This is a genomic window from Azospirillum sp. TSO22-1 (assembly GCF_003116015.1).
Taxonomy (GTDB): domain Bacteria; phylum Pseudomonadota; class Alphaproteobacteria; order Azospirillales; family Azospirillaceae; genus Azospirillum.
In genome coordinates this window covers 1-20,238 of sequence record NZ_LGQZ01000067.1, presented here as the reverse complement: position 1 = coordinate 20,238, position 20,238 = coordinate 1, and the positions used below count along the sequence as shown (strand labels likewise).

General features: G+C 70.1%; 17 protein-coding genes. 13 read left to right on the top strand and 4 right to left on the bottom strand.

Translation table 11 applies throughout. The features are described 5' to 3' along the window. Together TSO221_RS17685 and TSO221_RS17680 are read right to left on the bottom strand one after the other, a co-directional pair. On the bottom strand, window positions 1–1,150 hold a 1,150-nt coding region (locus TSO221_RS17685; RefSeq protein WP_109119838.1), incomplete at its 3' end, for a DUF1329 domain-containing protein. Between the two features lie 17 nt (window positions 1,151–1,167). Next, window positions 1,168–3,003, bottom strand: coding sequence for a DUF1302 domain-containing protein (locus TSO221_RS17680; protein WP_158284125.1), 1,836 nt, complete (start codon window positions 3,001–3,003; stop codon window positions 1,168–1,170). A gap of 499 nt (window positions 3,004–3,502) precedes the next feature. Here TSO221_RS17680 and TSO221_RS17675 point away from each other — a divergent pair, with 499 nt between their 5' ends. The 10 genes from TSO221_RS17675 (at window position 3,503) to TSO221_RS17630 (ending at window position 15,882) form a co-directional block, all read left to right on the top strand. Further along, window positions 3,503–5,599, top strand: a complete 2,097-nt coding sequence (locus TSO221_RS17675) for a 3-hydroxyacyl-CoA dehydrogenase NAD-binding domain-containing protein (RefSeq protein WP_109119836.1) — start codon at window positions 3,503–3,505, stop codon at window positions 5,597–5,599. A 145-nt stretch (window positions 5,600–5,744) separates the two neighbouring features. Next, window positions 5,745–6,926 (top strand): acetyl-CoA C-acyltransferase, encoded by a 1,182-nt coding sequence (locus TSO221_RS17670; protein ID WP_109119835.1) that lies wholly within the window; start codon window positions 5,745–5,747, stop codon window positions 6,924–6,926. Between the two features lie 15 nt (window positions 6,927–6,941). Beyond that, the gene (locus TSO221_RS17665) at window positions 6,942–8,138 is read left to right on the top strand and encodes an acyl-CoA dehydrogenase family protein (RefSeq protein WP_109119834.1); all 1,197 of its coding nucleotides are present in this window, start codon (window positions 6,942–6,944) and stop codon (window positions 8,136–8,138) included. A 13-nt stretch (window positions 8,139–8,151) separates the two neighbouring features. Continuing rightward, the gene (locus tag TSO221_RS17660) at window positions 8,152–9,282 is read left to right on the top strand and encodes an acyl-CoA dehydrogenase (protein WP_109119833.1); all 1,131 of its coding nucleotides are present in this window, start codon (window positions 8,152–8,154) and stop codon (window positions 9,280–9,282) included. Window positions 9,283–9,422: 140 nt separating this feature from the next. Then, window positions 9,423–11,216, top strand: a complete 1,794-nt coding sequence (locus tag TSO221_RS17655) for an acyl-CoA dehydrogenase (RefSeq protein WP_247878109.1) — start codon at window positions 9,423–9,425, stop codon at window positions 11,214–11,216. Between the two features lie 162 nt (window positions 11,217–11,378). Further along, complete coding sequence (locus tag TSO221_RS17650) at window positions 11,379–12,242, top strand: branched-chain amino acid ABC transporter permease (protein ID WP_109119831.1); 864 nt, start codon at window positions 11,379–11,381, stop codon at window positions 12,240–12,242. After that, a complete protein-coding gene (locus TSO221_RS17645) occupies window positions 12,239–13,234 on the top strand; it encodes a branched-chain amino acid ABC transporter permease (protein ID WP_109119830.1) in 996 nt (331 codons plus the stop codon). The genes TSO221_RS17650 and TSO221_RS17645 overlap by 4 nt, the downstream gene beginning before the upstream one ends. Next, entirely contained in the window at window positions 13,227–13,991 is a 765-nt protein-coding gene (locus tag TSO221_RS17640; protein WP_109119829.1) for an ABC transporter ATP-binding protein, read from the top strand. The genes TSO221_RS17645 and TSO221_RS17640 overlap by 8 nt, the downstream gene beginning before the upstream one ends. Then, entirely contained in the window at window positions 13,978–14,685 is a 708-nt protein-coding gene (locus TSO221_RS17635) for an ABC transporter ATP-binding protein (RefSeq protein ID WP_109119828.1), read from the top strand. Before TSO221_RS17640 ends, TSO221_RS17635 begins: the two co-directional genes overlap by 14 nt. Before the next feature lie 33 nt (window positions 14,686–14,718). Then, complete coding sequence (locus TSO221_RS17630) at window positions 14,719–15,882, top strand: ABC transporter substrate-binding protein (RefSeq protein ID WP_109119827.1); 1,164 nt, start codon at window positions 14,719–14,721, stop codon at window positions 15,880–15,882. A gap of 139 nt (window positions 15,883–16,021) precedes the next feature. Here the strand turns inward: TSO221_RS17630 and TSO221_RS17625 are convergent, their stop codons facing one another. Next, complete coding sequence (locus tag TSO221_RS17625; RefSeq protein WP_109119826.1) at window positions 16,022–16,999, bottom strand: nitronate monooxygenase; 978 nt, start codon at window positions 16,997–16,999, stop codon at window positions 16,022–16,024. Between the two features lie 4 nt (window positions 17,000–17,003). Continuing rightward, entirely contained in the window at window positions 17,004–17,789 is a 786-nt protein-coding gene (locus tag TSO221_RS17620) for an enoyl-CoA hydratase family protein (protein WP_109119825.1), read from the bottom strand. Between the two features lie 117 nt (window positions 17,790–17,906). Here TSO221_RS17620 and TSO221_RS17615 point away from each other — a divergent pair, with 117 nt between their 5' ends. The 3 genes from TSO221_RS17615 to TSO221_RS17605 all read left to right on the top strand — a co-directional run. Next, window positions 17,907–18,662 (top strand): SDR family oxidoreductase, encoded by a 756-nt coding sequence (locus TSO221_RS17615; protein WP_109119824.1) that lies wholly within the window; start codon window positions 17,907–17,909, stop codon window positions 18,660–18,662. Window positions 18,663–18,666: 4 nt separating this feature from the next. Next, complete coding sequence (locus TSO221_RS17610; RefSeq protein ID WP_109119823.1) at window positions 18,667–19,716, top strand: phosphotransferase; 1,050 nt, start codon at window positions 18,667–18,669, stop codon at window positions 19,714–19,716. Between the two features lie 2 nt (window positions 19,717–19,718). Next, on the top strand, window positions 19,719–20,238 hold a 520-nt coding region (locus tag TSO221_RS17605; RefSeq protein WP_199229519.1), incomplete at its 3' end, for an acyl-CoA dehydrogenase family protein.

Sequence of the window (20,238 nt, the reverse complement as noted above, 5' to 3'; positions counted from 1 at the left end):
CGCCGCGGCCGTCGTACTGGTCCTTGTGGGCGATCTGCCAGGAATCCTCGTCCACGTAGAACTCGCGCTTGGCGTAGAGGTGACGGAAGCCGGACTTCACCATCGCCTCCACCACCCATACCCGGTGCAGCTCGTAGCGCACGAGGTTCTGGTCGATGTGGCCTTCCTTGATGATGTCCGGGTACTTCAGGCCTTTGTCCGTCAGCTTGTAGTTGTTGTAGGAGATGATCATCTCCTTCTTGCCCACCAGCTTCCAGTCGTAGCGGTCCGGCGCCCCGTTGAAGCCGTCGTAGTCGTCCATGGTGCGCAGGCCGTCGGTACCGGTGCCCGGGCTGTCGTACGACACCGAGGGTGCCCGCAGCACCCGGCGCTGGCCGGGGTTGTAGGTCCAGGCCAGACGCGTCTCCTTCACCTGGTCGAGCGGATCGTGCGTCAGGATCGCCTCGCCGGCGATGCTGGACGGCGCGGTCACCAGGTTCAGGTAGTAGGAGATGCGGTTCGCCTCCGGACTGCCCAGCGCGCTGGCGCGGGCGTACCACTCGGTGCGGCGCAGCGGCGTGAAGCTGCCGTTGGTGTGCACCGGGAACTCCGTGCCGTAGCGCAGGAAGGTGCCGCCGCGGTAGCGGACGATGTGGTTCCACATCACCTCGACGCCGGTCTTCGGAACCGGGAACGGCACCGCGGTGGCGTTGATGTTGAGGATGCCGTTGCCGCCGTCGGCGAGTTGGGCGGCCACGCCCTCGCTCCGGATGATGTCGTATTCCTTCGACGGCAGGGCGGCGGTGCGGTGGCTCGGATACACCTTCATCGTGTAGGTCGGGTAGCGCTTCAGCAGCGCCAACTGGCCGGGGGCCAGCTTGTCCTTGTGCTGGTCGGCGTTGGTGCCGGTGATGGTGTAGAGCGGCTGCTCCGCCGCGTAGGGGTCGAGGAAGCCCTTGGCGGGATCGTAGCCGGGCGGCGGCTTGGCCAGACCGCCGGTCCAGGCCGGGATGGTGCCGGCCTTGTTGCCGGCCGCCTCGGCCCCGGTGGGGGTCAGATCCTTGCCCAGGCGGGCGGCGTCCTGCGGGGTCATCTCGGCGGCGGCGAGGCCGGCGGTGCCGAGGACGAGGGCGAAGGCGAAGGGCGCCTTGAGAACGGAAATGCGTCGCATGGAACCTCGTCTCCTCTTCAGAACGTCATGCCGACGACCAGGGCCACGAAGTCGCGATCGAGCTGCGGATCGTACTTGGCCTTGTGGTTGTAGGTGCTGTAGGTCAGGTCGGCGTAGTAGCGCTGCAGCAGGTCGGCGCGGACGCCGAAGCCGACGTTGACGCGGTCCTTCACGAAGGTGCCGTCCGGCGACACGCCGCTGACATCCCAGGCGACCGAGACGCGCGGGGTGAGGTTCACGCCGGCGAACACGTCGGGGTAGGTCAGCGCGAACTGGGCGCGCAGGCCCCAGGAGTTCGAGGTCGCGAAGCCGTCCGGCGCGCAGTAGTCGGCCACCGTGGTGCCGCAGGCCGTCGTCGCGCTGGCGGCGCGGCCGTACAGCGGCGAGCGGCCGTAGCGGGTGGAGGTCGCCGGATCGCCGATGCCGCTCCAGTGCTGGTACGCCACCTCGCCCAGAACACGCAGGGAGTCGGCGCCCAGGATGTTGGGGAACGACTTGATGGTGGACAGCTGGACCTGCGTCTTGTCCTTGCGGTCGTAGCCGCGGATGGTGCTGCCCATGGGCTGGTTGCGCAGATAGGCCATCGGGCCGGTGCCGCTGACCAGGCCGGAGACGAGGTCGCTGGTGTTGATCTGCACCGGCACGCCGTAGGCGCGGCTGACCTCGCCGCCGACGCTCCAGCCGCCGATCTCGGTGGAGGCGCTGGCGCCGACCACCTTGATGTCCTCGGCCGAGTAGTCCTCGAAGTACTGCGCGGCGTTGCTGGCGAGGCCGTAGAGCGAGCCGCGGATCGTGGTGGGCGAGCGCTTCAGGCTGAAGATCGGGCTGCGCGCGTGGTACTGCGCGTAGTAGGTGCCGAAGTCAGTGCCCAGCGCCGAGGAGAAATAGCGGCCGGCCGCGCCGAACTGCCCGCTGTTGCGCGGCGTGTCCTCGCCGGCGTTGCCCATGCGGGTGTTGAGGCCGCGCAGCGCCGGCAGCCCGCTGTAACCGAACCGGTCGCCGTTCGGCGCCGGGGTCAGGTTGGCGCCGACGTCGGAGCAGTTCAGCGTGTCGCTGGGCCCCCAGAAGGTGCCGCAGCCCTCGAAGGTCGAGCGCCGCCACGCGAACTGGTAGAAGCCCTCGACGCTGAAGCCGCCGCCCAGGCCGACGTTGAGCGACACCTGCGGCACCGGCAGCAGGATCTCCTTCACCTGCGCACCCGGCCGGCGGGCGGCGCTGGCGTCGATGATGTTGTACTGGTTGACGCCGGACACGAACAGGCTCTCGCCCCAGTTCACCACGTGCTGGCCGATCTTGAAGGCGACGTTCTTCTCGCCGCCCAGCGCCACGTCGCCGAAGCCGTACGCGTCGAGCAGCGCCGCACCCTTGAATTTGGACAGCGGGTAGAAGTCGCTGTCGTTCAGCCGCTCGCCGCTGCGGTAGCCGTTGGCCGAGTGGCCGAAGGGCACGCCGTCGCGCTCGGTCACCGCGTCGTACCAGGCCTTGGCGCGGACGAACACGCCGAAGCCGTCCTTGGAGAGCTGCGCCTCGCCGATCGCCTTGCCGAGGCCGGAGTAGAGGTCGCCGCGCTTGTAGTTGAGGTTGCCGTCATCGGTGGTCGTGCCGTCGCCGGTGCCGCCGTTGCCGCGGGAAATCAGCGCCGCGTCCGGGTTGCGCACGCGCATCGCCGCGCCGACCGACAGGTCGAGCAGCGTCTTCGCCTCCCAGCCCCCGCCGAGGTCGAAACTCTCGGCCCGCGCCGCGCCGGGAACGCCGAGCGTCCCGAGAACCCCGAGAGCGGAGCCGCACAGCAGCCCGATGGCCGTCCGGCGGCCGGCGCCCCGATCCGGCCGCACAGAGATAAAGTCGTTCATTGTCACCCCCCAGACCTCCTTGGACATCCTCGCTAAGCGCTCGGTTTTCGGACGCCGTCCCCACCCGGACAGGCGGGCGGATGGGCGCTTTTCGTGCGGGAAGGGTGGCCGGACCGTGGCCAGGCGTCGCACCGCTCGTCGTATCAACCGAAAATCAGCAATACGAACCGTCGGCGCGCTATCCTCCCCTTGGCGGCGCCCCGGAGGGCGGATCGCTCATTGTTGCGGAATTTATTTCCGCAGTACTAAATTGGCGGAATGCGGACGGTCAAGCACAAATTTCTGGTGCGCTGCGGCAATGCTGCGCGCGCCATGGGAGCGATCGATACCCATCGATAATTCCGCACATCGGAAGTCAGTTTCGCGAAACTTGATTCCGCAAAATCATCTGCTACAGTGACCACCGGTCGTGGGGCGCTGCCCGCACGACGCCAGGGAGGACGGCCGCCGGGCCGAAGGGGCTCCGCGCAGCGGCGCGGGCCATCACGTGGAGAACCGAATGAGCAACGTCGTTCAGTATGCGCGGCAGGGACGCACGGGCGTCATCACCGTGGACTACCCGCCCGTCAACGCCTTGGGCCTCGATGTCCGCACCGGGCTTCTGCAGGCGCTGGAGGCCGCCCTCGCGGACGCCGAGGCCGACGTGCTGGTGCTCGCCGCCGCCGGCCGCACCTTCATGGCGGGCGCGGACATCCGCGAGTTCGGCAAGCCGTCCCAGCCGCCCATCCTGCCCGACGTCATCGCCCGCTTCGACGCCAGCCCGAAGCCCATCGTCGCCGCCATCCACGGCACCGCGCTGGGCGGCGGGCTGGAACTGGCGCTGGCCTGCCATTTCCGGGTGGCGCTGCGCTCCGCCAGGCTCGGCCTGCCGGAGGTGAAGCTGGGCCTGCTGCCTGGTTCCGGCGGCACGCAGCGCCTGCCGCGTCTGATCGGTGCCGTCAAGGCGCTGGACATGATCATCTCGGGCGACCCGGTGTCCGCCGCTGCGGCGCTCGAGATGGGCATCATCGATGCGCTCGACGACGGCGACTCCGCGCTGGACGCCGCCCTGCGCTTCGCCCAGCGGGTGCGCGACGAGTCGCTGCCCGCCATCCCGGTGCGCGAACGCACGGAGAGGATCGCCGGCACCGACCCGGCCCTGTTCGCCGAGGTCCGCGCCGGCCTCGCCAAGCGGGCGCCGCAGCTGTTCTCGCCGCACCGCTGCGTCGACGCGGTGGAGGCCGCCGTCACCCTGCCCTTCGAGGACGGGCTGAAGCGCGAGCGCGAGCTGTTCCTGGCCTGCATGGATTCGCCGCAACGCGCCGGCCTGATCCACGCCTTCTTCGCCGAGCGCGAGGCCGCCAAGGTGCCCGGCCTGCCGGCCGGCACGCCGTTGCGCCCGGTGCGCACGGTGGCGGTGATCGGCGCCGGCACCATGGGCGGCGGCATCGCCATGTGCTTCGCCAACGCCGGCATCCCGGTGCTGCTGCTGGAGGTGAAGCAGGAGGCGCTGGACAAGGGCGTCGCCGGCGTCCGCCGCAACTACGAGGCCACCGCGAAGAAGGGCAAGCTGACCGCCGCCGAGGTCGAGGCCCGCATGGGCCTGATCCGCCCGACACTCGACTACGCCGACCTGAAGGACGCCGATCTGGTGATCGAGGCGGTGTTCGAGAACATGGCCATCAAGAAGCAGATCTTCGCCACGCTGGACAGGGTCTGCAAGCCGGGCGCCATCCTCGCCACCAACACCTCGACGCTGGACATCGACGAGATCGCCACGGCGACCAGGCGGCCGCAGGACGTCGTCGGCATGCACTTCTTCAGCCCGGCCAACGTGATGAAGCTGCTGGAGAACGTGCGCGGGGCGAAGACGGCCGACGATGTCGCCGCCACCGTCATGGAGGTCGGCAAGCGAATCGGCAAGGTGAGCGTGCTGGTCGGCGTCTGCTACGGCTTCGTCGGCAACCGCATGCTGCACCAGCGCGGGCGCGAGGCCGTCGCTCTGGTGGACGAGGGTGCCTCGCCGCAGCAGGTGGACAAGGTGCTGACCGACTTCGGCTTTCCCATGGGGCAGTTCGCCATGGGCGACCTCGCCGGCATCGACGTGGGCTGGCGCATCCGCGAGGAGCGGCGCAAGGCCGGCGACCCCGACGCGCCGGAACCCAACTGGGTGGACAAGCTGGCCGAGCAGGGCCGCTTCGGCCAGAAGACCGGGGCCGGCATCTACCGCTACGAGCCCGGCAGCCGCACGCCGCTGCCCGACCCGGAGGTCGAGGCGCTGATCGCCGCCTACCGCGCCGGGAAGGGCATCGCACCGCGCGCCGTGCCGGACCACGAGATCCTGGAGCGCTGCCTGTACGTGATGGTCAACGAGGGCGCCAGGATCCTGGAGGAGGGCATCGCCGCCCGCGCGCTCGACGTCGACGTGGTGTGGATCTACGGCTACGGCTTCCCGGCCTACCGCGGCGGCCCGATGTTCTGGGCCGACCGGATCGGGCTGAAGACCGTCTACGAAGCGGTCAAGCGCTTCCACGAGACGCTCGGCGGCACGCAGTGGGAGCCCGCCCCCCTCCTCGAACGCCTCGCCCGCGAGGGCAAGCGGTTCGGCGATCTGTAAATCGTAAGCCCCTCCCCCCTCGCGGGGGAGGGGTTTGGGAAGAGGGGGATCGAGCTTCCTGGCCGCTTCGCGGCGCCACCCTCCCCCCTCTCCCGTCGAGGGAGAGGGGCTTCAAAAGACATTCCCGCTGGGAGCATCCATTTCCATGACCGAAGCCGTCATCGTATCCACCGCGCGCACGCCGCTGGCGAAGTCGTTCCGCGGCGCCTTCAACAACACGCACAGCGTCACGCTGGGCGGCCACGCCATCGCCCACGCCGTCCAGCGCGCCGGCATCGAGCCGGCGGAGGTGGAGGACGTCATCCTCGGCGCCACCTTCCACGAGGGGCCGCAGGGCAAGAACATGGCCCGCCTGTGCGCGCTGCGCGCCGGGTTGCCGGTCACCACGTCCGGCACCAGCATCAACCGCTTCTGCTCGTCCGGCCTTCAGGCCATCGCCATGGCGGCGCAGCGGGTGATCGTCGACAAGGTGCCGGTGATGGTCGCCGGCGGCCTGGAATCGATCAGCCTGATCCAGAACAACGCCAACAAGCACCTGGGGCAGGATCCCTGGCTGAAGGAGCACAAGCCCGACGTCTATCTGACGATGATCGAGACCGCCGACATCGTCGCCCGGCGCTACGGCGTCAGCCGCGAGGCGCAGGACGAATACTCCCTGACCAGCCAGCAGCGCACCGCCGACGCCCAGGCCGAGGGCCTGTTCGACCAGGAGATCGTGCCGCTCGCCACCGTCAAGCTGGTGCAGGACAAGGCCACCGGCGAAACCCGCGAGGAGGCCGTCACTCTCACCCGGGACGAGTGCAATCGCCCCGACACCACGCTGGCGGGCCTCGCCAAGCTGGAGCCGGTGCGCGGCCCCGACCAGTTCATCACCGCCGGCAACGCCAGCCAGCTCTCCGACGGCGCCTCGGCCTGTGTGGTCATGGACGCCACGCTGGCCGAGAAGCGCGGCTTGCAGCCGCTGGGGATCTTCCGCGGCTTCGCAGTGGCCGGCTGCGAGCCGGACGAAATGGGCATCGGCCCGGTCCACGCCATCCCGCGCCTCCTGGAGCGGCACGGCCTGACCGTCGACGACATCGACCTGTGGGAGCTGAACGAGGCGTTCGCCTGCCAGGTGCTCTATTGCCGCGACAGACTCGGCATCCCGATGGAGCGGCTGAACGTCAACGGTGGCTCGATCTCCATCGGCCACCCGTACGGCGTCACCGGCTCGCGCCTGACCGGGCACATCCTGATCGAGGGCCGGCGCCGCAAGGCCAGGCGCGTGGTGGTCACCATGTGCGTCGGCGGCGGCATGGGCGCGGCCGGCCTCTTCGAAATCGCCTGAGCGAGGACCCCGAGCATGGACATCACCTACACTCCCGAGGAGCAGGCGTTCCGCGCCGAGGTCCGCCGCTTCCTCGCCGGGAAGCTCCCCAAGGACGTCAGCGCCAAGGTGCTGGAGGGCAAGCGCCTGACCAAGGACGATCACGAGCGCTGGCACCGCGCGCTGAACGAGCAGGGCTGGCTGGCCGTGCACTGGCCCAGGCAGCACGGCGGCACCGGCTGGGGCCCGGTGCAGCGCCACATCTTCGACGAGGAGTGCGCCGCCGCGGGCGCGCCGCAGATCATCCCCTTCGGCCTCAGCATGGTGGCCCCGGTCATCATCAAGTTCGGCACCGAGGAGCAGAAGCGGTATTACCTACCGCGCATCCTCGACGGCAGCGACTGGTGGTGCCAGGGCTATTCGGAACCGGGGGCGGGGTCCGACCTCGCCTCTTTGAAGACCCGCGCGGTGCGCGACGGCGACCACTACGTGGTCAACGGACAGAAGACGTGGACCACGCTGGGCCAGCACGCCAACATGATTTTCTGCCTGGTGCGCACCGACCCCGCGGCCAAGCAGCAGGAGGGCATCTCCTTCCTGCTGATCGACATGGCCAGCCCCGGCGTCACCGTTCGCCCGATCATCACGCTGGACGGCGAGCACGAGGTGAACGAGGTCTTCTTCGACGACGTGCGGGTGCCCGTGGCGAACCTCGTCGGCGAGGAGAACAAGGGCTGGACCTGCGCCAAGTACCTGCTGACCTACGAGCGCACCGGCATCGCCGGGGTGGGCATGGCGAAGGCGGCGCTGCGCCACCTGAAGCACGTGGCCGCGAAGCAGGTCGGCAACGGCCGGCCACTCGTTGAAGACCCGTCCTTCCGCCTCAAGCTCGCCGAGGTCGAGATCGACCTGATGGCTCTGGAGATGACCAATCTGCGCGTCGTCGCGGCGGTGCAGGGCGGCGGCGTGCCGGGGGCGGAAAGCTCGATCCTCAAGGTGCGCGGCACCGAGATTCGGCAGGCGATCACCGACCTGCTGCGCCGCGCCGTCGGCCCCTACGCCCTGCCCTTCCTGCCCGAGACGCTGGAGGCCGGGTCGAACCTCGAGCCGGTTGGGCCGGATTTCGCCGCCCCGCTGGCGCCGCAGTACTTCAACCGGCGCAAGCTGTCGATCTACGGCGGCTCCAACGAGATCCAGAAGAACATCGTCGCCAAGATGATCCTTGGCCTGTGAGGACACGCCCGTCATGGACTTTACCCTCAACGACGAGCAGCGGATGCTCGACGACACGGTCACGCGGCTGGTGCGCGAGCGCTACACGTTCGAGCAGCGCACCCGCTACGGCAAGGAGGCCAGGGGCTTCGGCGCCGAGATGTGGGCGCTGCTGGCCGAACTGGGCCTGCTCTCCGTTCCCTTCGCGGAAGAGGACGGCGGCATCGGCGGCAGCGGGGTCGAGCTGATGATCCTCCATCAGGCGTTCGGCCGCGGCCTGACGCTGGAGCCCTACCTCGCCACCGTGGTGCTGGGAGGCGGCCTGCTGGCCCGCCTCGGCAGCCCGGCGCAGCGCGAGGCGGTGCTGCCCGGCATCATATCCGGCGAGACCACGCTGGCGCTCGCCTACGCCGAGCCGGCCGGCCGCTACGACCCGCTGTGGATCGAGACGCGCGCCGAGCCGACCGCCGGCGCGCACCGGCTGACCGGTCGCAAGGCGGTGGTGCTGCATGGCGACACGGCCGACCGGCTGGTGATCACCGCCCGCACGGCCGGCAAGCCGGGCGAGCGCGCCGGCGTCTCGGCCTTCCTGGTCGATCCGGCGCAGCCGGGCGTGTCGGTGCGCGGCTACGCCACCATCGACGGCCTGCGCGCCGCCGAGGTGATGCTGGACGGCGCCGCGGCGGAACTGCTGGGCGAGGACGGCGGCGCGGCGGACGCGCTGGAGGCGGTGCTCGCCGCCGGTTGCGTGGCGCTGTGCGCCGAGGCGGTCGGCGCCATGGACGCGGCGTGCGAGCTGACGCTCGACTACCTGAAGACCCGCACGCAGTTCGGCGCGCCGATCGGCCGCTTCCAGGTGCTGCAGCACCGCATGGTGGACATGCGCATCGCGCTGGAGCAGGCGCGATCCATGGCGATCCTGGCGGCGTGCAGCCTGCACCTGCCGGCGGCCGAGCGCGAGCGCAAGGTGGCGGCGGCCAAGGTGCTGATCGGCAACGCCGGGCGGCTGATCGCCGAGCAGGCGATCCAGATGCACGGCGGCATGGGCATGACCGAGGAGGCGGCGATCTCGCACTACGCCAAGCGGCTGGTGATGATCGACCACTGGCTCGGCGACAGCGACCACCACCTCGCCCGCTTCGCGGCCCTGCCGGCCGCGGCATAGCGCAACCATGGCCCTCCCCCAGCCCCGCTGGAGGAGGGTTGGGTGGGGGCAAGGTATTCCCGCGAAGCCGTTGCCCCCATCCTTCCCACTGCGTGGGCCCCTTCCCTCCCCCGCCGGGGGCGGGAGACATGAGGACACCCATGATCGACCGCCGCGACCTCGACTTCCTGCTGTTCGAGCTGCTCGACACCGACGCGCTGTTCGCCCGACCACGCTTCGCCGACCACTCGCGCGAAACGCTGTCGGCCGCCATCGACACCGCCGCCGCCATCGCCGCGGATCACTTCGCCCCGCACAACCACACGGCGGACGCGAACGAACCCCGCTTCAAGGACGGCCGCGCCGTCGTCATCCCGGAGGTCAAGGCGGCGCTGAAGCACTTCATCGACGCCGGCTTCATGGCCGCCACGGCGGACTACGAGCTGGGCGGCATGCAGCTTCCCTTCGCCGTGCACACGGCGGTGGGCGCGCTGTTCGCCGCCGCCAACGTCGGCACCAAGAGCTACCCGTCGCTGACCATGGCGGCGGCCAACGTGCTGCGCGCCTTCGGCACGCCCGACCAGCAGGCACGCTTCATGCGCCCGATGCTGGAGGGCCGCTTCTTCGGCACCATGGCGCTGACCGAGCCGCAGGCCGGTTCCTCGCTGTCCGACCTGCGCACCCAAGCGGTGCCGGCGGAGGACGGCACGTACCGGATCACCGGCAACAAGATCTTCATCTCAGCCGGCGACCACGATCTGGCCGAGAACATCGTTCACCTCGTGCTGGCCCGCCTGCCCGGCGCGCCGCCGGGGGTGAAGGGAATCTCGCTGTTCGCGGTCCCCAAAGTCCTGGTCAACGACGACGGCTCGCTGGGCGAGCGCAACGACGTGACGCTGGCCGGCCTGATCCACAAGATGGGCTGGCGCGGCACCACCTCGACCATGCTGAACTTCGGCGAGCAGGGCGGCGCCGTCGGCACCCTGGTGGGCGCGCCGAACCAGGGCCTCGCCTGCATGTTCCACATGATGAACGAGGCGCGCATCGGCGTCGGCAACGGCGCGGCGGCGCTCGGCTGCGCCGCTTACCGGCACGCGCGGACCTACGCCCGCGAACATCCGCAGGGCCGCGCCCTGGACAGCAAGGACCCGACCACGCCCCAATTGCCGATCATCGAGCACCCGGACGTCCGGCGCATGCTGCTGGCGCAGAAGGCCTACGCGGAGGGCGCGCTGGCGCTGTGCCTGACCGCCGCCCGGCTGGTCGACGACAAGGACACCGCCCCGACGCCCGAGGAGCGCGCCGACGCCCACCGCCTGCTCGAGATCCTGACGCCGATGGTCAAGAGCTGGCCCAGCCAGTGGTGCCAGGAGGCCATCTCGCTGGCGATGCAGGTGCACGGCGGCTACGGCTACACCCGCGAATACCCCATCGAGCAGTTGTACCGCGACAATCGCCTGAACCCGATCCACGAGGGCACGCACGGCATCCAGGCGCTTGATCTCCTGGGCCGCAAGGTGATGATGGAGCAGGGCCGCGCCTTCTCCCTGCTGTGCGCCTGCATCGAGGGCACGGTGGCGGCGGCGTTGCGCATGCCCGGCCTCATCGACGAGGCGGCGGCGCTGAGCGAGACGGTCGGCCGGGTGAAGACTGTCACCGCCACGTTGCGCGCCGCCATCGCCGAGCATGGCCCGACGCGCGCGCTGTCCAACGCATCCGTGTACCTGGAGATGCTGGGGCACGTGGTGGTGGCGTGGCTGTGGCTGCGCCAGGGGCTGCTGGCGGACTCCCGCCTGCCCGGCGTCGCCGACCCCGGCGAGCGCGCCTTCTACGAGGGCAAGCGGCACGCCTGCCGCTACTTCCTGCGCTGGGAGCTGCCGAAGACCGCGCACCAGCTCGATCGCCTCGAAGCGCTCGACGACACGTGGTTCGCGGTGCCCGCCGCGTGCCTGTGACAGCACCGTTCGCCAGCACATGATCGGCCTTGCGGATGGATGGGTTGACGCCTTTGGCCGGCCATGCGACTGTTGTGGAATTGAGTTTCGTAGAATGAAATTTGCCCCCAGCAGGGCAAAGCGGAAGCGGGACCACCGCTTCCCCAGGGGAGGAGCGACGCGTTGAACATCTTCTTCCAGCAACTCCTGAACGGGCTGACGCTGGGCAGCGTGTACAGCCTGGTGGCGCTCGGGCTGACGCTCGTCTACGGCATCCTGCACATCCCGAACTTCGCCCACGGCGCGCTGTACATGGTGGGGGCCTACATGGCCTTCTTCGCGACCGGTTCGCTGGGCGCCAACTACTGGGTGGCGATGGCGGCGTCGGCCGCCGCGGTAGCGCTGCTGGCGGTGCTGTCGGAGCGGCTGGTGTTCCACCGCCTGCGCCACGCGCCGCCGCTGCACGACATGATCGCCGCCATCGGTCTGCTGCTGTTCCTGGAGGCGGTGATCCAGGCGGTCTGGGGCGCCGACTTCCGCCGGCTGCCCAGCCCCTACCCGCAGATCGTCCGCGCCTTCGACCTGACCGCGCCAGCGCAGCGGCTGATGATCATCGCCGCGGCGTTCGGGCTGATGGCCGGGCTGCACCTGTTCCTCAAGCGCACGATCCTCGGCTCCACCATCGTCGCCATGGCGCAGAACCGCGAGGGGGCGGCGCTGGTGGGCATCGACGCGACGCGCGTGTCGATGCTGACCTTCGCCATCTCCGGCGCGCTGGCGGCGGTGGCGGCGACGCTGTTCGCGCCGATCAACCTGATCTACCCGGCCATGGGCCATCTGGTGATCATGAAGGCCTTCGTAATCATCATCCTGGGCGGCATGGGCAGCATCCCCGGCGCCATCGTCGGCGCCATGGTGATCGGCTTCGCCGAGAGCTTCGGCGCCTTCTACGTCTCCACCGACTACAAGGACATCATCGCCTTCGCGCTGCTGGTCCTGATCCTGTCGGTGCGGCCGCAGGGCCTGTTCACGCGGGGTGTGCGATGAGCAACGCGCGCTTGCCGACGCGGGCGCTGCTCGCCGCCCTGCTGCTGCTCGCGGCGTTGTTCCCGCTGGCGGCACCCAACGGCTACTACATCTACGTGATGTCGCTGGCCTTCATCATGGCGATCTCGGCGACCGGGCTGAACCTGATCCTCGGCTACACCGGACAGCTCAACCTCGCGCACGCCGGCTTCATGGCGGTCGGCGCCTACACGGTCGGCATCCTGACGGTGGACCACGGTGTGCCGTTCTGGATCGCCTTCGCGCTGTCGGGCGTCAGCGCCGCGGTGCTGGGATTCTTCGCCGGGCTCGTCTCGCTGCGGCTGAAGACGCACTACTTCGTCATCTTCACGCTGTGCGTCGGCTTCATCCTCTACCTCGTCATCGAGAAGTTCGAAGGACTGACGCACGGCACCGTCGGCGTCATCGGCATCCCCGCCCCGCCCGCCATCGGCCCGGTCAGCTTCGAGACGCCGGTGGCGCAGTACTACCTGGTGCTGGCCTTCCTGTGCCTGGCGCTGTGGGTGATGCACCGGATCGTGCGTTCGTTGCTCGGCCGCGCCTTCGTCGCGATCCGCAACAGCGAGGACCTCGCCGAGGCGCTGGGCGTCAACCTGATGCGCACCAAGCTGCTGGCCTTCGTGCTGTCCACCGTCTACGCCGGTCTGGCCGGCGGGCTGTACGCCGGGTTCGTGCGCTTCCTGGGGCCGTCCATCGCGCTGGAGAGCAACACCTTCGACCTCGTCACCTACATCCTGGTCGGCGGCATCGGCACGCTGTTCGGGCCGGTGCTGGGGGCGCTGGTGCTGACCTGGGTCACGCAGTCGCTGCAGTTCCTGCAGGACTTCCGGATGATCGTCTTCGGCCCGATGCTGATCCTGCTGGTGATGTTCTTCCCGCAGGGCCTGATCGGCTTCGTGCAGGAGCGCCGCGCCAAGCGGAACACTCGCGAAAAGGCCGCCCCCGCCCACCGTGAGGCCCGCGCCAATGCTTGAAATCCGCAACCTCACCAAGACCTTCGGCGGCCTCGCCGCGGTGCGCGACGTGTCGACCCGGTTCGAGAAGGGCCGCATCAGCGCCATCATCGGCCCGAACGGCGCCGGCAAGTCCACCTTCTTCAACCTGATCGCCGGCCTGCACAGGCCCACGTCCGGACAGATCCTCTTCGAGGGCGCCGACGTCACCGGCCTGCGCCCCGACCAGATGGCGGTGCGCGGCGTGGCGCGCAGCTTCCAGACCACGCACCTGTTCGACAAGGCCAGCGTGCTCGACAACCTGATCGTCGGCCACCGGCTGCGCACCAAATCGACGTTCTGGGACGTGCTGCTCAATACCCGCCGCCTGCGCGACGAGGAGCGCGCCTGCCGCGCCAAGGCGGAGGAGGTGCTGGATTTCGTCGGCCTCTCCTCCGTCGCCGACCGGCTGGCCGGCGAGATCTCGCAGGAGGAGCGCAAACGCGCCGCCTTCGCGCTGGCGCTGGCCACCGACCCGAAGATCCTGCTGCTCGACGAGCCGGCCGGCGGCGTCAACCCGGAGGAGACCGCCGGGCTGGCCGCCCTGATCCGCAAGATGGCGGCCGGCGGGCTGACCGTCTGCCTGATCGAGCACAAGATGGACATGATCATGAGCCTCGCCGACACGATCGTCGTGCTCGACCACGGCGAGATGATCGCCGAGGGCCCGCCCTCGTCCGTCCAGAGCAACCCGCGCGTCATCGAGGCCTATCTGGGAGCGGACTATGTTGCGGCTTGACGGGGTGACGCTGAACTACGGCAGCTTCCGCGCGCTGGACGGCATCGGCATGCACGTCAAGTCGGGCGAGCTGGTGGTGATGCTCGGCGCCAACGGGGCGGGCAAGAGCTCGCTGTTCCTGGCGGTCAGCGGCCTGCGCAGGCTGGCTTCCGGCAGCATCAAGGTGGACGGCGACGAGATCACCGGCCGCAAGCCGTCGAGCATCGTGCAGGCCGGCCTCGTGCAGTGCCCGGAGGGGCGCAAGCTGTTCCCCGAGATGTCGGTGAAGAAGAACCTGATCCTCGGCGCCTACGTCTACCGCAACGACAAGAAGGCCAACCAGCGCATGCTGGAGCGCGTGTACGGGATGTTCCCGATCCTGCACGGCAAGCGGGACGCCGCGGCGGGCTCGCTGTCCGGCGGGCAGCAGCAGATGGTCGCCATCGGCCGCGCGCTGATGGGCCGGCCGCGCGTGCTGCTGCTGGACGAACCGTCGCTGGGCCTGGCGCCGCTGATCGTCAAGCAGGTGCTGGAGGCGGTGAAGGCGATCAACGAGGCCGGCACCACCGTGCTGCTGGCCGAGCAGAACGCCTACGCCGCGCTGCAGATCGCGCACCGCGCCTACGTCATCGAAAGCGGGCGCATCGTCATGGAGGGCGACCGCGAGACGCTGCTCGGCGACGAGCGCATCCGCAAGGCCTACATCGGCGCCTGACCACACACGAACACCGAACTGGGGAGGAGGAGCATGGCTGTCTGGAGGAGTCTGGCCCGGCTGACGGGCGCCGCAGCACTGGGCGCGTTCATGGCCGGAAGCGCCTGGGCGCAGCAGAGCGTCACCATCGGCTACACCGGGCCGCTGAGCGGCGGTGCCGCGCTCTACGGCAAGAACACGCTGTCCGGCCTGGAGATGGCCGCCAAGGAAATCAACGAGGCCGGCGGCTTCGAGGTCGCGGGGAAGAAACACACCGTCACCGTCGTCGCCCTGGACGACAAGTACGCGCCCAGCGAGTCCGCGGTGAACGCCAAGCGCCTGAAGGCGCAGCACAACGCGCCCATCGTCTTCGTGCCGCATTCGGGCGGCGTCTTCGCGCTCCAGGCATTCAACGAGCAGGACGGCTTCATCGTCGGCGCCTACACCAGCGTGCCCAACGCCACCGAGCGCGGCAACAGACTGACGCTGCGCATCCCGCCCTCCTTCCTCGGCTACGTCGAGCCGTTCGTGCGGGTGCAGATGCAGCGCTTCGGCAAGAAGCTGGCGGTCGCCAGCGCCGACCACGACTACGCCAAGGCCTGGGTCGGCGCCTTCGTGCCGGCGTGGAAGAAGGCCGGCGGCGAGGTGGTGGCCGAGAACCCGATGTCCTACAACAAGGACACCGACTTCTACAGCGGCGTCAGCCGCGTGCTGGCGTCCAGCCCCAACGTGATGTTCGTGGGCGGCGCGTCCGAGCCGACCTCGCTGGTCATCCGGCAGGCGCGCGAGCTGGGCTTCCAGGGCGGCTTCGCCGTCATGGACCAGGCCAAGATGGACGAGATGGCGCGCGCGGTGGACGGCTTCGCGCTGCTGGAGGGCGCCATCGGCGTGATGCCGCTGGTGCACGACCTCCGCTCCGGCGCCGAGACCTTCGTCGCCAAGTACCGCAAGCTGTACAACAAGGATCCGGGCTCGGAGATCTCCTACAACTACTCGGCGCTGCACGCGGTGACCGAGGCGATGGCGCTGGCCGGCACGGTCTCCGACCCCAAGGCGATCCACGCCAAGCTGAACGAGGCCTTCCAGAAGCTGACACCGGAGCGCAACCCGGCGCGCATCACCGGTGTCGACGAGAAGGGCGGCAGCAACGCCAAGATCATCGTGGGGTTGGTCGAGAAGGGGAGGATCGTGCCCATCGAGGCGAACGTGGGGCAGTAGGCGTTTCCAGTCCCTCCCCCGCCTCCGGCGGGGGAGGTTAGGAGGGGGCATCGGCGTCCGCGGCGGGCGCGGATTCTTGTGTCGCGCCGTTGCCCCCACCCAACCCTCCCCCGCCGGAGGCAGGGGAGGGCTTGAACGTCTACCCGCCCAGCCGGCGCAGCCGCTCCAGCGCCTGTTCCGCCTCCGCCTCGATCCGTGCGACGATCGCCGCGAACGGCTCCACCCGATCGGCGAACACCACCGACTGGCCGAGCGACAGCGCGCCCAGGCGCATGTCCCCGGTCTCGTAGGCCTGCCGGCCCAGCTTGCCGGAGATCAGCGGCATCAGCGCCGACAGGTCGCCGGGCTTCTCCTTCTCGACCTCCTGGATCCGCTCGGTCGTCTCGTTGCGCAGCGCCCGCAGCGTGTTGCGCAGCGACTGCATGACCAGCGTGGTGTCGGTCTCCCGCGCCTCGACCAGACGGGTCTTGTAGCCGGGGTGCGCGCACAGCTCCTCGGCGACCAGGAAGCGGGTGCCCATCAGCACGCCGTCGGCGCCCAGCGCCAGCGCCGCCACCAGTTGCTCGCCGGTGCCGATGCCGCCGCCAACCACCAGCGGAACGGTGATCTCGCGCGCCGCCAGCGTCGCCTGCACAATGGTGCCGACCAGCTCCATGCCCGGGTGGCCGCCGGCCTCGGCGCCGATCACCTCCACCATGTCGACGCCGACCGCCTGCGCCTTGCGGGCGTGCTTCACGGTGGGCACCTTGTGCACCACCTTGATCCCCGCCGCGCGCAGCCGCGGCAAATAGGATTCGGGGTTGCGGCCGGAGGTCTCGACGAAACGCACGCCCTCCCCGGCGATCAGGTCGAAGACCGCTTCGGTGCGGTCGCCCTCCACCAGCTTCGGCAGCATCGAGACGTTGACCCCGAACGGCCCGCCCTCGCACAGGTCGCGGCAGCGCCGGATCTCGTCACGCAGGTCGGACAGCTCCGGGAAGCTGGCGGCGGTGAGGAATCCCATCAGGCCGGCGCGCGACGCCGCGGCGGCGTAGTCGGCGTTGGCCAGCCATTGCAGGCCGCTGGCGACGATGGGCAGGCGGGTGCCGAAGAACTCGGTGACGCGGGTGCGCAGCATCGGGTCAAACCTCGTGAAAATTGGGCCGGCGCTTCCCGCGGAAGGCGGCGATGCCCTCCCCGGCGGCCGGGCGGAACAGGTTGGCGACGAAGGCGTCGCGCTCGCGGTCGAGCTGCGCGTCCAGCGGCCCGCCGGCGTACGCCGCGTCGAGCAGGCCCTTGATGGACGCGATCGCCTCGGCCGGACCGTCCGCCAGTGTCCGCGCACGGGCCAGCGCGGTCTCCAGCGCCGCCCCCGGCTCGCACAGCGCGTTGACGCCTCCGGCTTGGTGCAGCCGTTCGGCCTCGATGACGCCGCCCTCCAGGGCAATTTCCGCCGCCAGCTGGCGCGGCAGCGCCTGCGCCAGGAAGGCGGTGGCGCCGCCGTCCGGGCTCAGGCCGACCTTGACGTAGGCCAGCACGAATCGCGCGCCGCGCGCCGCCACGATCAGGTCGCAGGCCAGCGCCACCGCGAAGCCGGCGCCGGCCGCCACGCCCTCCACCGCGGCCATCACCGGCTTGGGGCAGCCGCGGATGGCGCGGACCAGACCCTGCAGCCGCTCCACCCCGTCCGCCGCCACCGCGGGCTCGCCCTCGCGCAGCGCCGCCAGCCGGTTCAGGTTGCCGCCGCTGCTGAACGCCGCGCCGGCCCCGGTCAGCACCACCGCGCCGATGCCCGGATCCGCGGCGGCGCGCGCCAGCGCGTCCCGCCCCCTGTCGTACACCGCCGGCCCCAGCGCGTTGCGCGTCGCCGGGTCGCTGATGGTGAGGACGAGCACCCGCCCCCGCCGTTCTTCGATCAAATCCGTCATCGGCTCGTTCCCTCCCTCAGCCCATGCCGCTGTGCAGAATTATTTTCCATTTTATTTGACGCCCGTCCAGCCCTGATGTAACGATCCCCTCACCCCCGCACATCCCGAGGACGCAGTATGATCGATCTTCGCGACAAGGTCGCCGTCGTCACCGGCTCCAGCCGCGGCATCGGCCGGGCCATCGCGGAGGCCTACGCCCGCGCCGGCGCCTCCGTGGTGGTGTCCAGCCGCAAGGCGGAGACCTGCGAACCGGTGGCCGCCGCGCTGCGCGCCGAGGGGCACGAGGCGCTGGCGATTCCCTGCCACATCGCCCACAAGGCGCAGTTGCAGGAGCTGACCGACCGCACCTTGGAGCGCTTCGGGCGCATCGACGTGCTGGTCTGCAACGCCGCGCTCAACCCGGTCTACGGCCCGCTGACCGAGCTGACCGACGAGGCCTACGACAAGATCATGGACGCCAACGTGAAGAGCACGTGGTGGCTGTGCGGCATGGTGATTCCGCAGATGGCGGCGCGGCGGAGCGGCTCGGTCGTCCTGCTGTCCAGCATCGCCGGGATGCGCGGCAGCACGACCATCGGCTGCTACGGCATGTCGAAGGCGGCGGAGGCGGCGCTGGCCCGCAACCTGGCGCTGGAGTGGGGACCGTCCAACGTGCGCGTCAACTCCATCGCGCCGGGGCTGATCGCCACCGACTTCGCCAGGGCGCTGATCGAGGATCCCGAGCGCCGCGCCCGCATCGAGGCGCGCACCCCGCTGCGCCGCATCGGCCGTCCGGAGGAGATCGCCGGGGTGGCGCTGTTCCTCGCCTCCGACCTGTCGAGCTACGTGACCGGGCAGGTGCTGGTCGCCGACGGCGGCGATACGGTCGCGTGAGCCCATGCCCGCGCTGACCGACGTCCTGCCCGCCCACCGCTTCGACGAGGAGCGGCTGCGCGCCTACCTCTCCGGCCATATCCCCGGCCTGGGCGCCATCGCCGTGCGGCAGTTCCAGGGCGGCCAGTCCAACCCGACCTTCCTCCTGGACACCGCCGCCGGACGCTTCGTGCTGCGCAAGAAGCCGCCGGGGCCGCTGCTGCCCTCCGCCCATCAGGTCGAGCGCGAGCACCGCATCATCGCCGCCCTGCACGGCTCCGGCGTGCCGGTGCCCCGCCCGGTCCTGCTGTGCGAGGACCCGGAGGTGATCGGCACCGCCTTCTACGTCATGGATTACGTGGACGGCCGCATCTTCGAGCGCACCGACCTGGAGGGCCTGGACCCGGCCGGGCGCGGCGCCGTCTACGACGCCATGAACGCCACCATGGCCGCGCTGCACCGGGTGGACTGGACCGCGGCCGGCCTCGACGGCTTCGGCAAGCCGGAGAACTACCTCGCCCGGCAGGTCGACCGCTGGAGCCGGCAGTACCGCGCCTCCATCGTCGGCGAACCGGACCCGGTCATGGAGGACGTGATCGGCTGGCTCGGCGCCAGCATGCCTCCCGAGGAGCCCACCACCATCGCGCACGGCGACTTCCGGCTCGGCAACCTGCTGTATGCGCACGGGGAGCCGCGCGTCCTGGCGGTGCTGGACTGGGAGCTGTCGACGCTGGGCAACCCGCTGGGCGACCTCGCCTACTGCTGCCTGCCCTACCACCTGCCGGCCGGGGTGGAGGGCGTGAAGGGGTTGCGCGGGCTCGACCTCGCCGCGCTCGGCATCCCGTCGGAGGAGGCGTTCGTCGAGGCTTACTGCCGTCGCACCGGGCGCGTGGGGATCGCCGGCTGGACCTTCTACCTCACCTTCTCGCTGTTCCGTCTGGCGGCGATCCTGCAGGGCGTGCACGCCCGCGCCGTCCAGGGCAACGCCAGCAACGCCAACGCGCTGGAGGTCGGCAAGCGGGCCACCCTGCTGGCCCGCACCGCCCGCGGCCTCGCGTTCGGGAAAGGACACTGACCATGGCACTCGACCAGGACACCTTGCGGCAGCTTCTCGACACGGTGGCGCGGTTCGTCCGCGAACGCCTCGTGCCGCTGGAGGCCAGGGTCGCCGAGGATGACGCCATCCCGGCCGATGTCGCCGACGAGATGCGCGCGCTCGGCCTGTTCGGCCTCTCCATCCCCGAGGAATATGGCGGCCTCGGCCTGGGCATGGCGGAGGAGGTGCAGGTCGCCTTCGAGCTGGGCCGGACCTCGCCGGTGTTCCGCTCGCTGCTCGGCACCAACAACGGCATCGGCTCGCAGGGCATCGTCATCGACGGCACGCCCGAGCAGAAGACCAGGTACCTGCCGAAGCTGGCGTCCGGCGAAATGATCAGTTCCTTCGCGCTGACCGAGCCGGAGGCCGGCTCCGACGCCGGCTCCCTGCGCACCTCGGCGCGGCGCGACGGCGACCACTACGTGCTGAACGGCACCAAGCGCTTCATCACCAACGCGCCGGAGGCCGGCCTGTTCACCGTCTTCGCCCGCACCGACCCGG

Coding starts and splice junctions, on each gene's coding strand:
- TSO221_RS17665 (WP_109119834.1), top strand. CDS start 6,942: ATGGACATCACCTACACTCCCGAGGAGCAGGCGTTCCGCGCCGAGGTC.
- TSO221_RS17630 (WP_109119827.1), top strand. CDS start 14,719: ATGGCTGTCTGGAGGAGTCTGGCCCGGCTGACGGGCGCCGCAGCACTG.
- TSO221_RS17625 (WP_109119826.1), bottom strand. CDS start 16,999: ATGCTGCGCACCCGCGTCACCGAGTTCTTCGGCACCCGCCTGCCCATC.
- TSO221_RS17610 (WP_109119823.1), top strand. CDS start 18,667: ATGCCCGCGCTGACCGACGTCCTGCCCGCCCACCGCTTCGACGAGGAG.
- TSO221_RS17680 (WP_158284125.1), bottom strand. CDS start 3,003: ATGAACGACTTTATCTCTGTGCGGCCGGATCGGGGCGCCGGCCGCCGG.
- TSO221_RS17670 (WP_109119835.1), top strand. CDS start 5,745: ATGACCGAAGCCGTCATCGTATCCACCGCGCGCACGCCGCTGGCGAAG.
- TSO221_RS17635 (WP_109119828.1), top strand. CDS start 13,978: ATGTTGCGGCTTGACGGGGTGACGCTGAACTACGGCAGCTTCCGCGCG.
- TSO221_RS17675 (WP_109119836.1), top strand. CDS start 3,503: ATGAGCAACGTCGTTCAGTATGCGCGGCAGGGACGCACGGGCGTCATC.
- TSO221_RS17640 (WP_109119829.1), top strand. CDS start 13,227: ATGCTTGAAATCCGCAACCTCACCAAGACCTTCGGCGGCCTCGCCGCG.
- TSO221_RS17615 (WP_109119824.1), top strand. CDS start 17,907: ATGATCGATCTTCGCGACAAGGTCGCCGTCGTCACCGGCTCCAGCCGC.
- TSO221_RS17620 (WP_109119825.1), bottom strand. CDS start 17,789: ATGACGGATTTGATCGAAGAACGGCGGGGGCGGGTGCTCGTCCTCACC.
- TSO221_RS17655 (WP_247878109.1), top strand. CDS start 9,423: ATGATCGACCGCCGCGACCTCGACTTCCTGCTGTTCGAGCTGCTCGAC.
- TSO221_RS17645 (WP_109119830.1), top strand. CDS start 12,239: ATGAGCAACGCGCGCTTGCCGACGCGGGCGCTGCTCGCCGCCCTGCTG.
- TSO221_RS17660 (WP_109119833.1), top strand. CDS start 8,152: ATGGACTTTACCCTCAACGACGAGCAGCGGATGCTCGACGACACGGTC.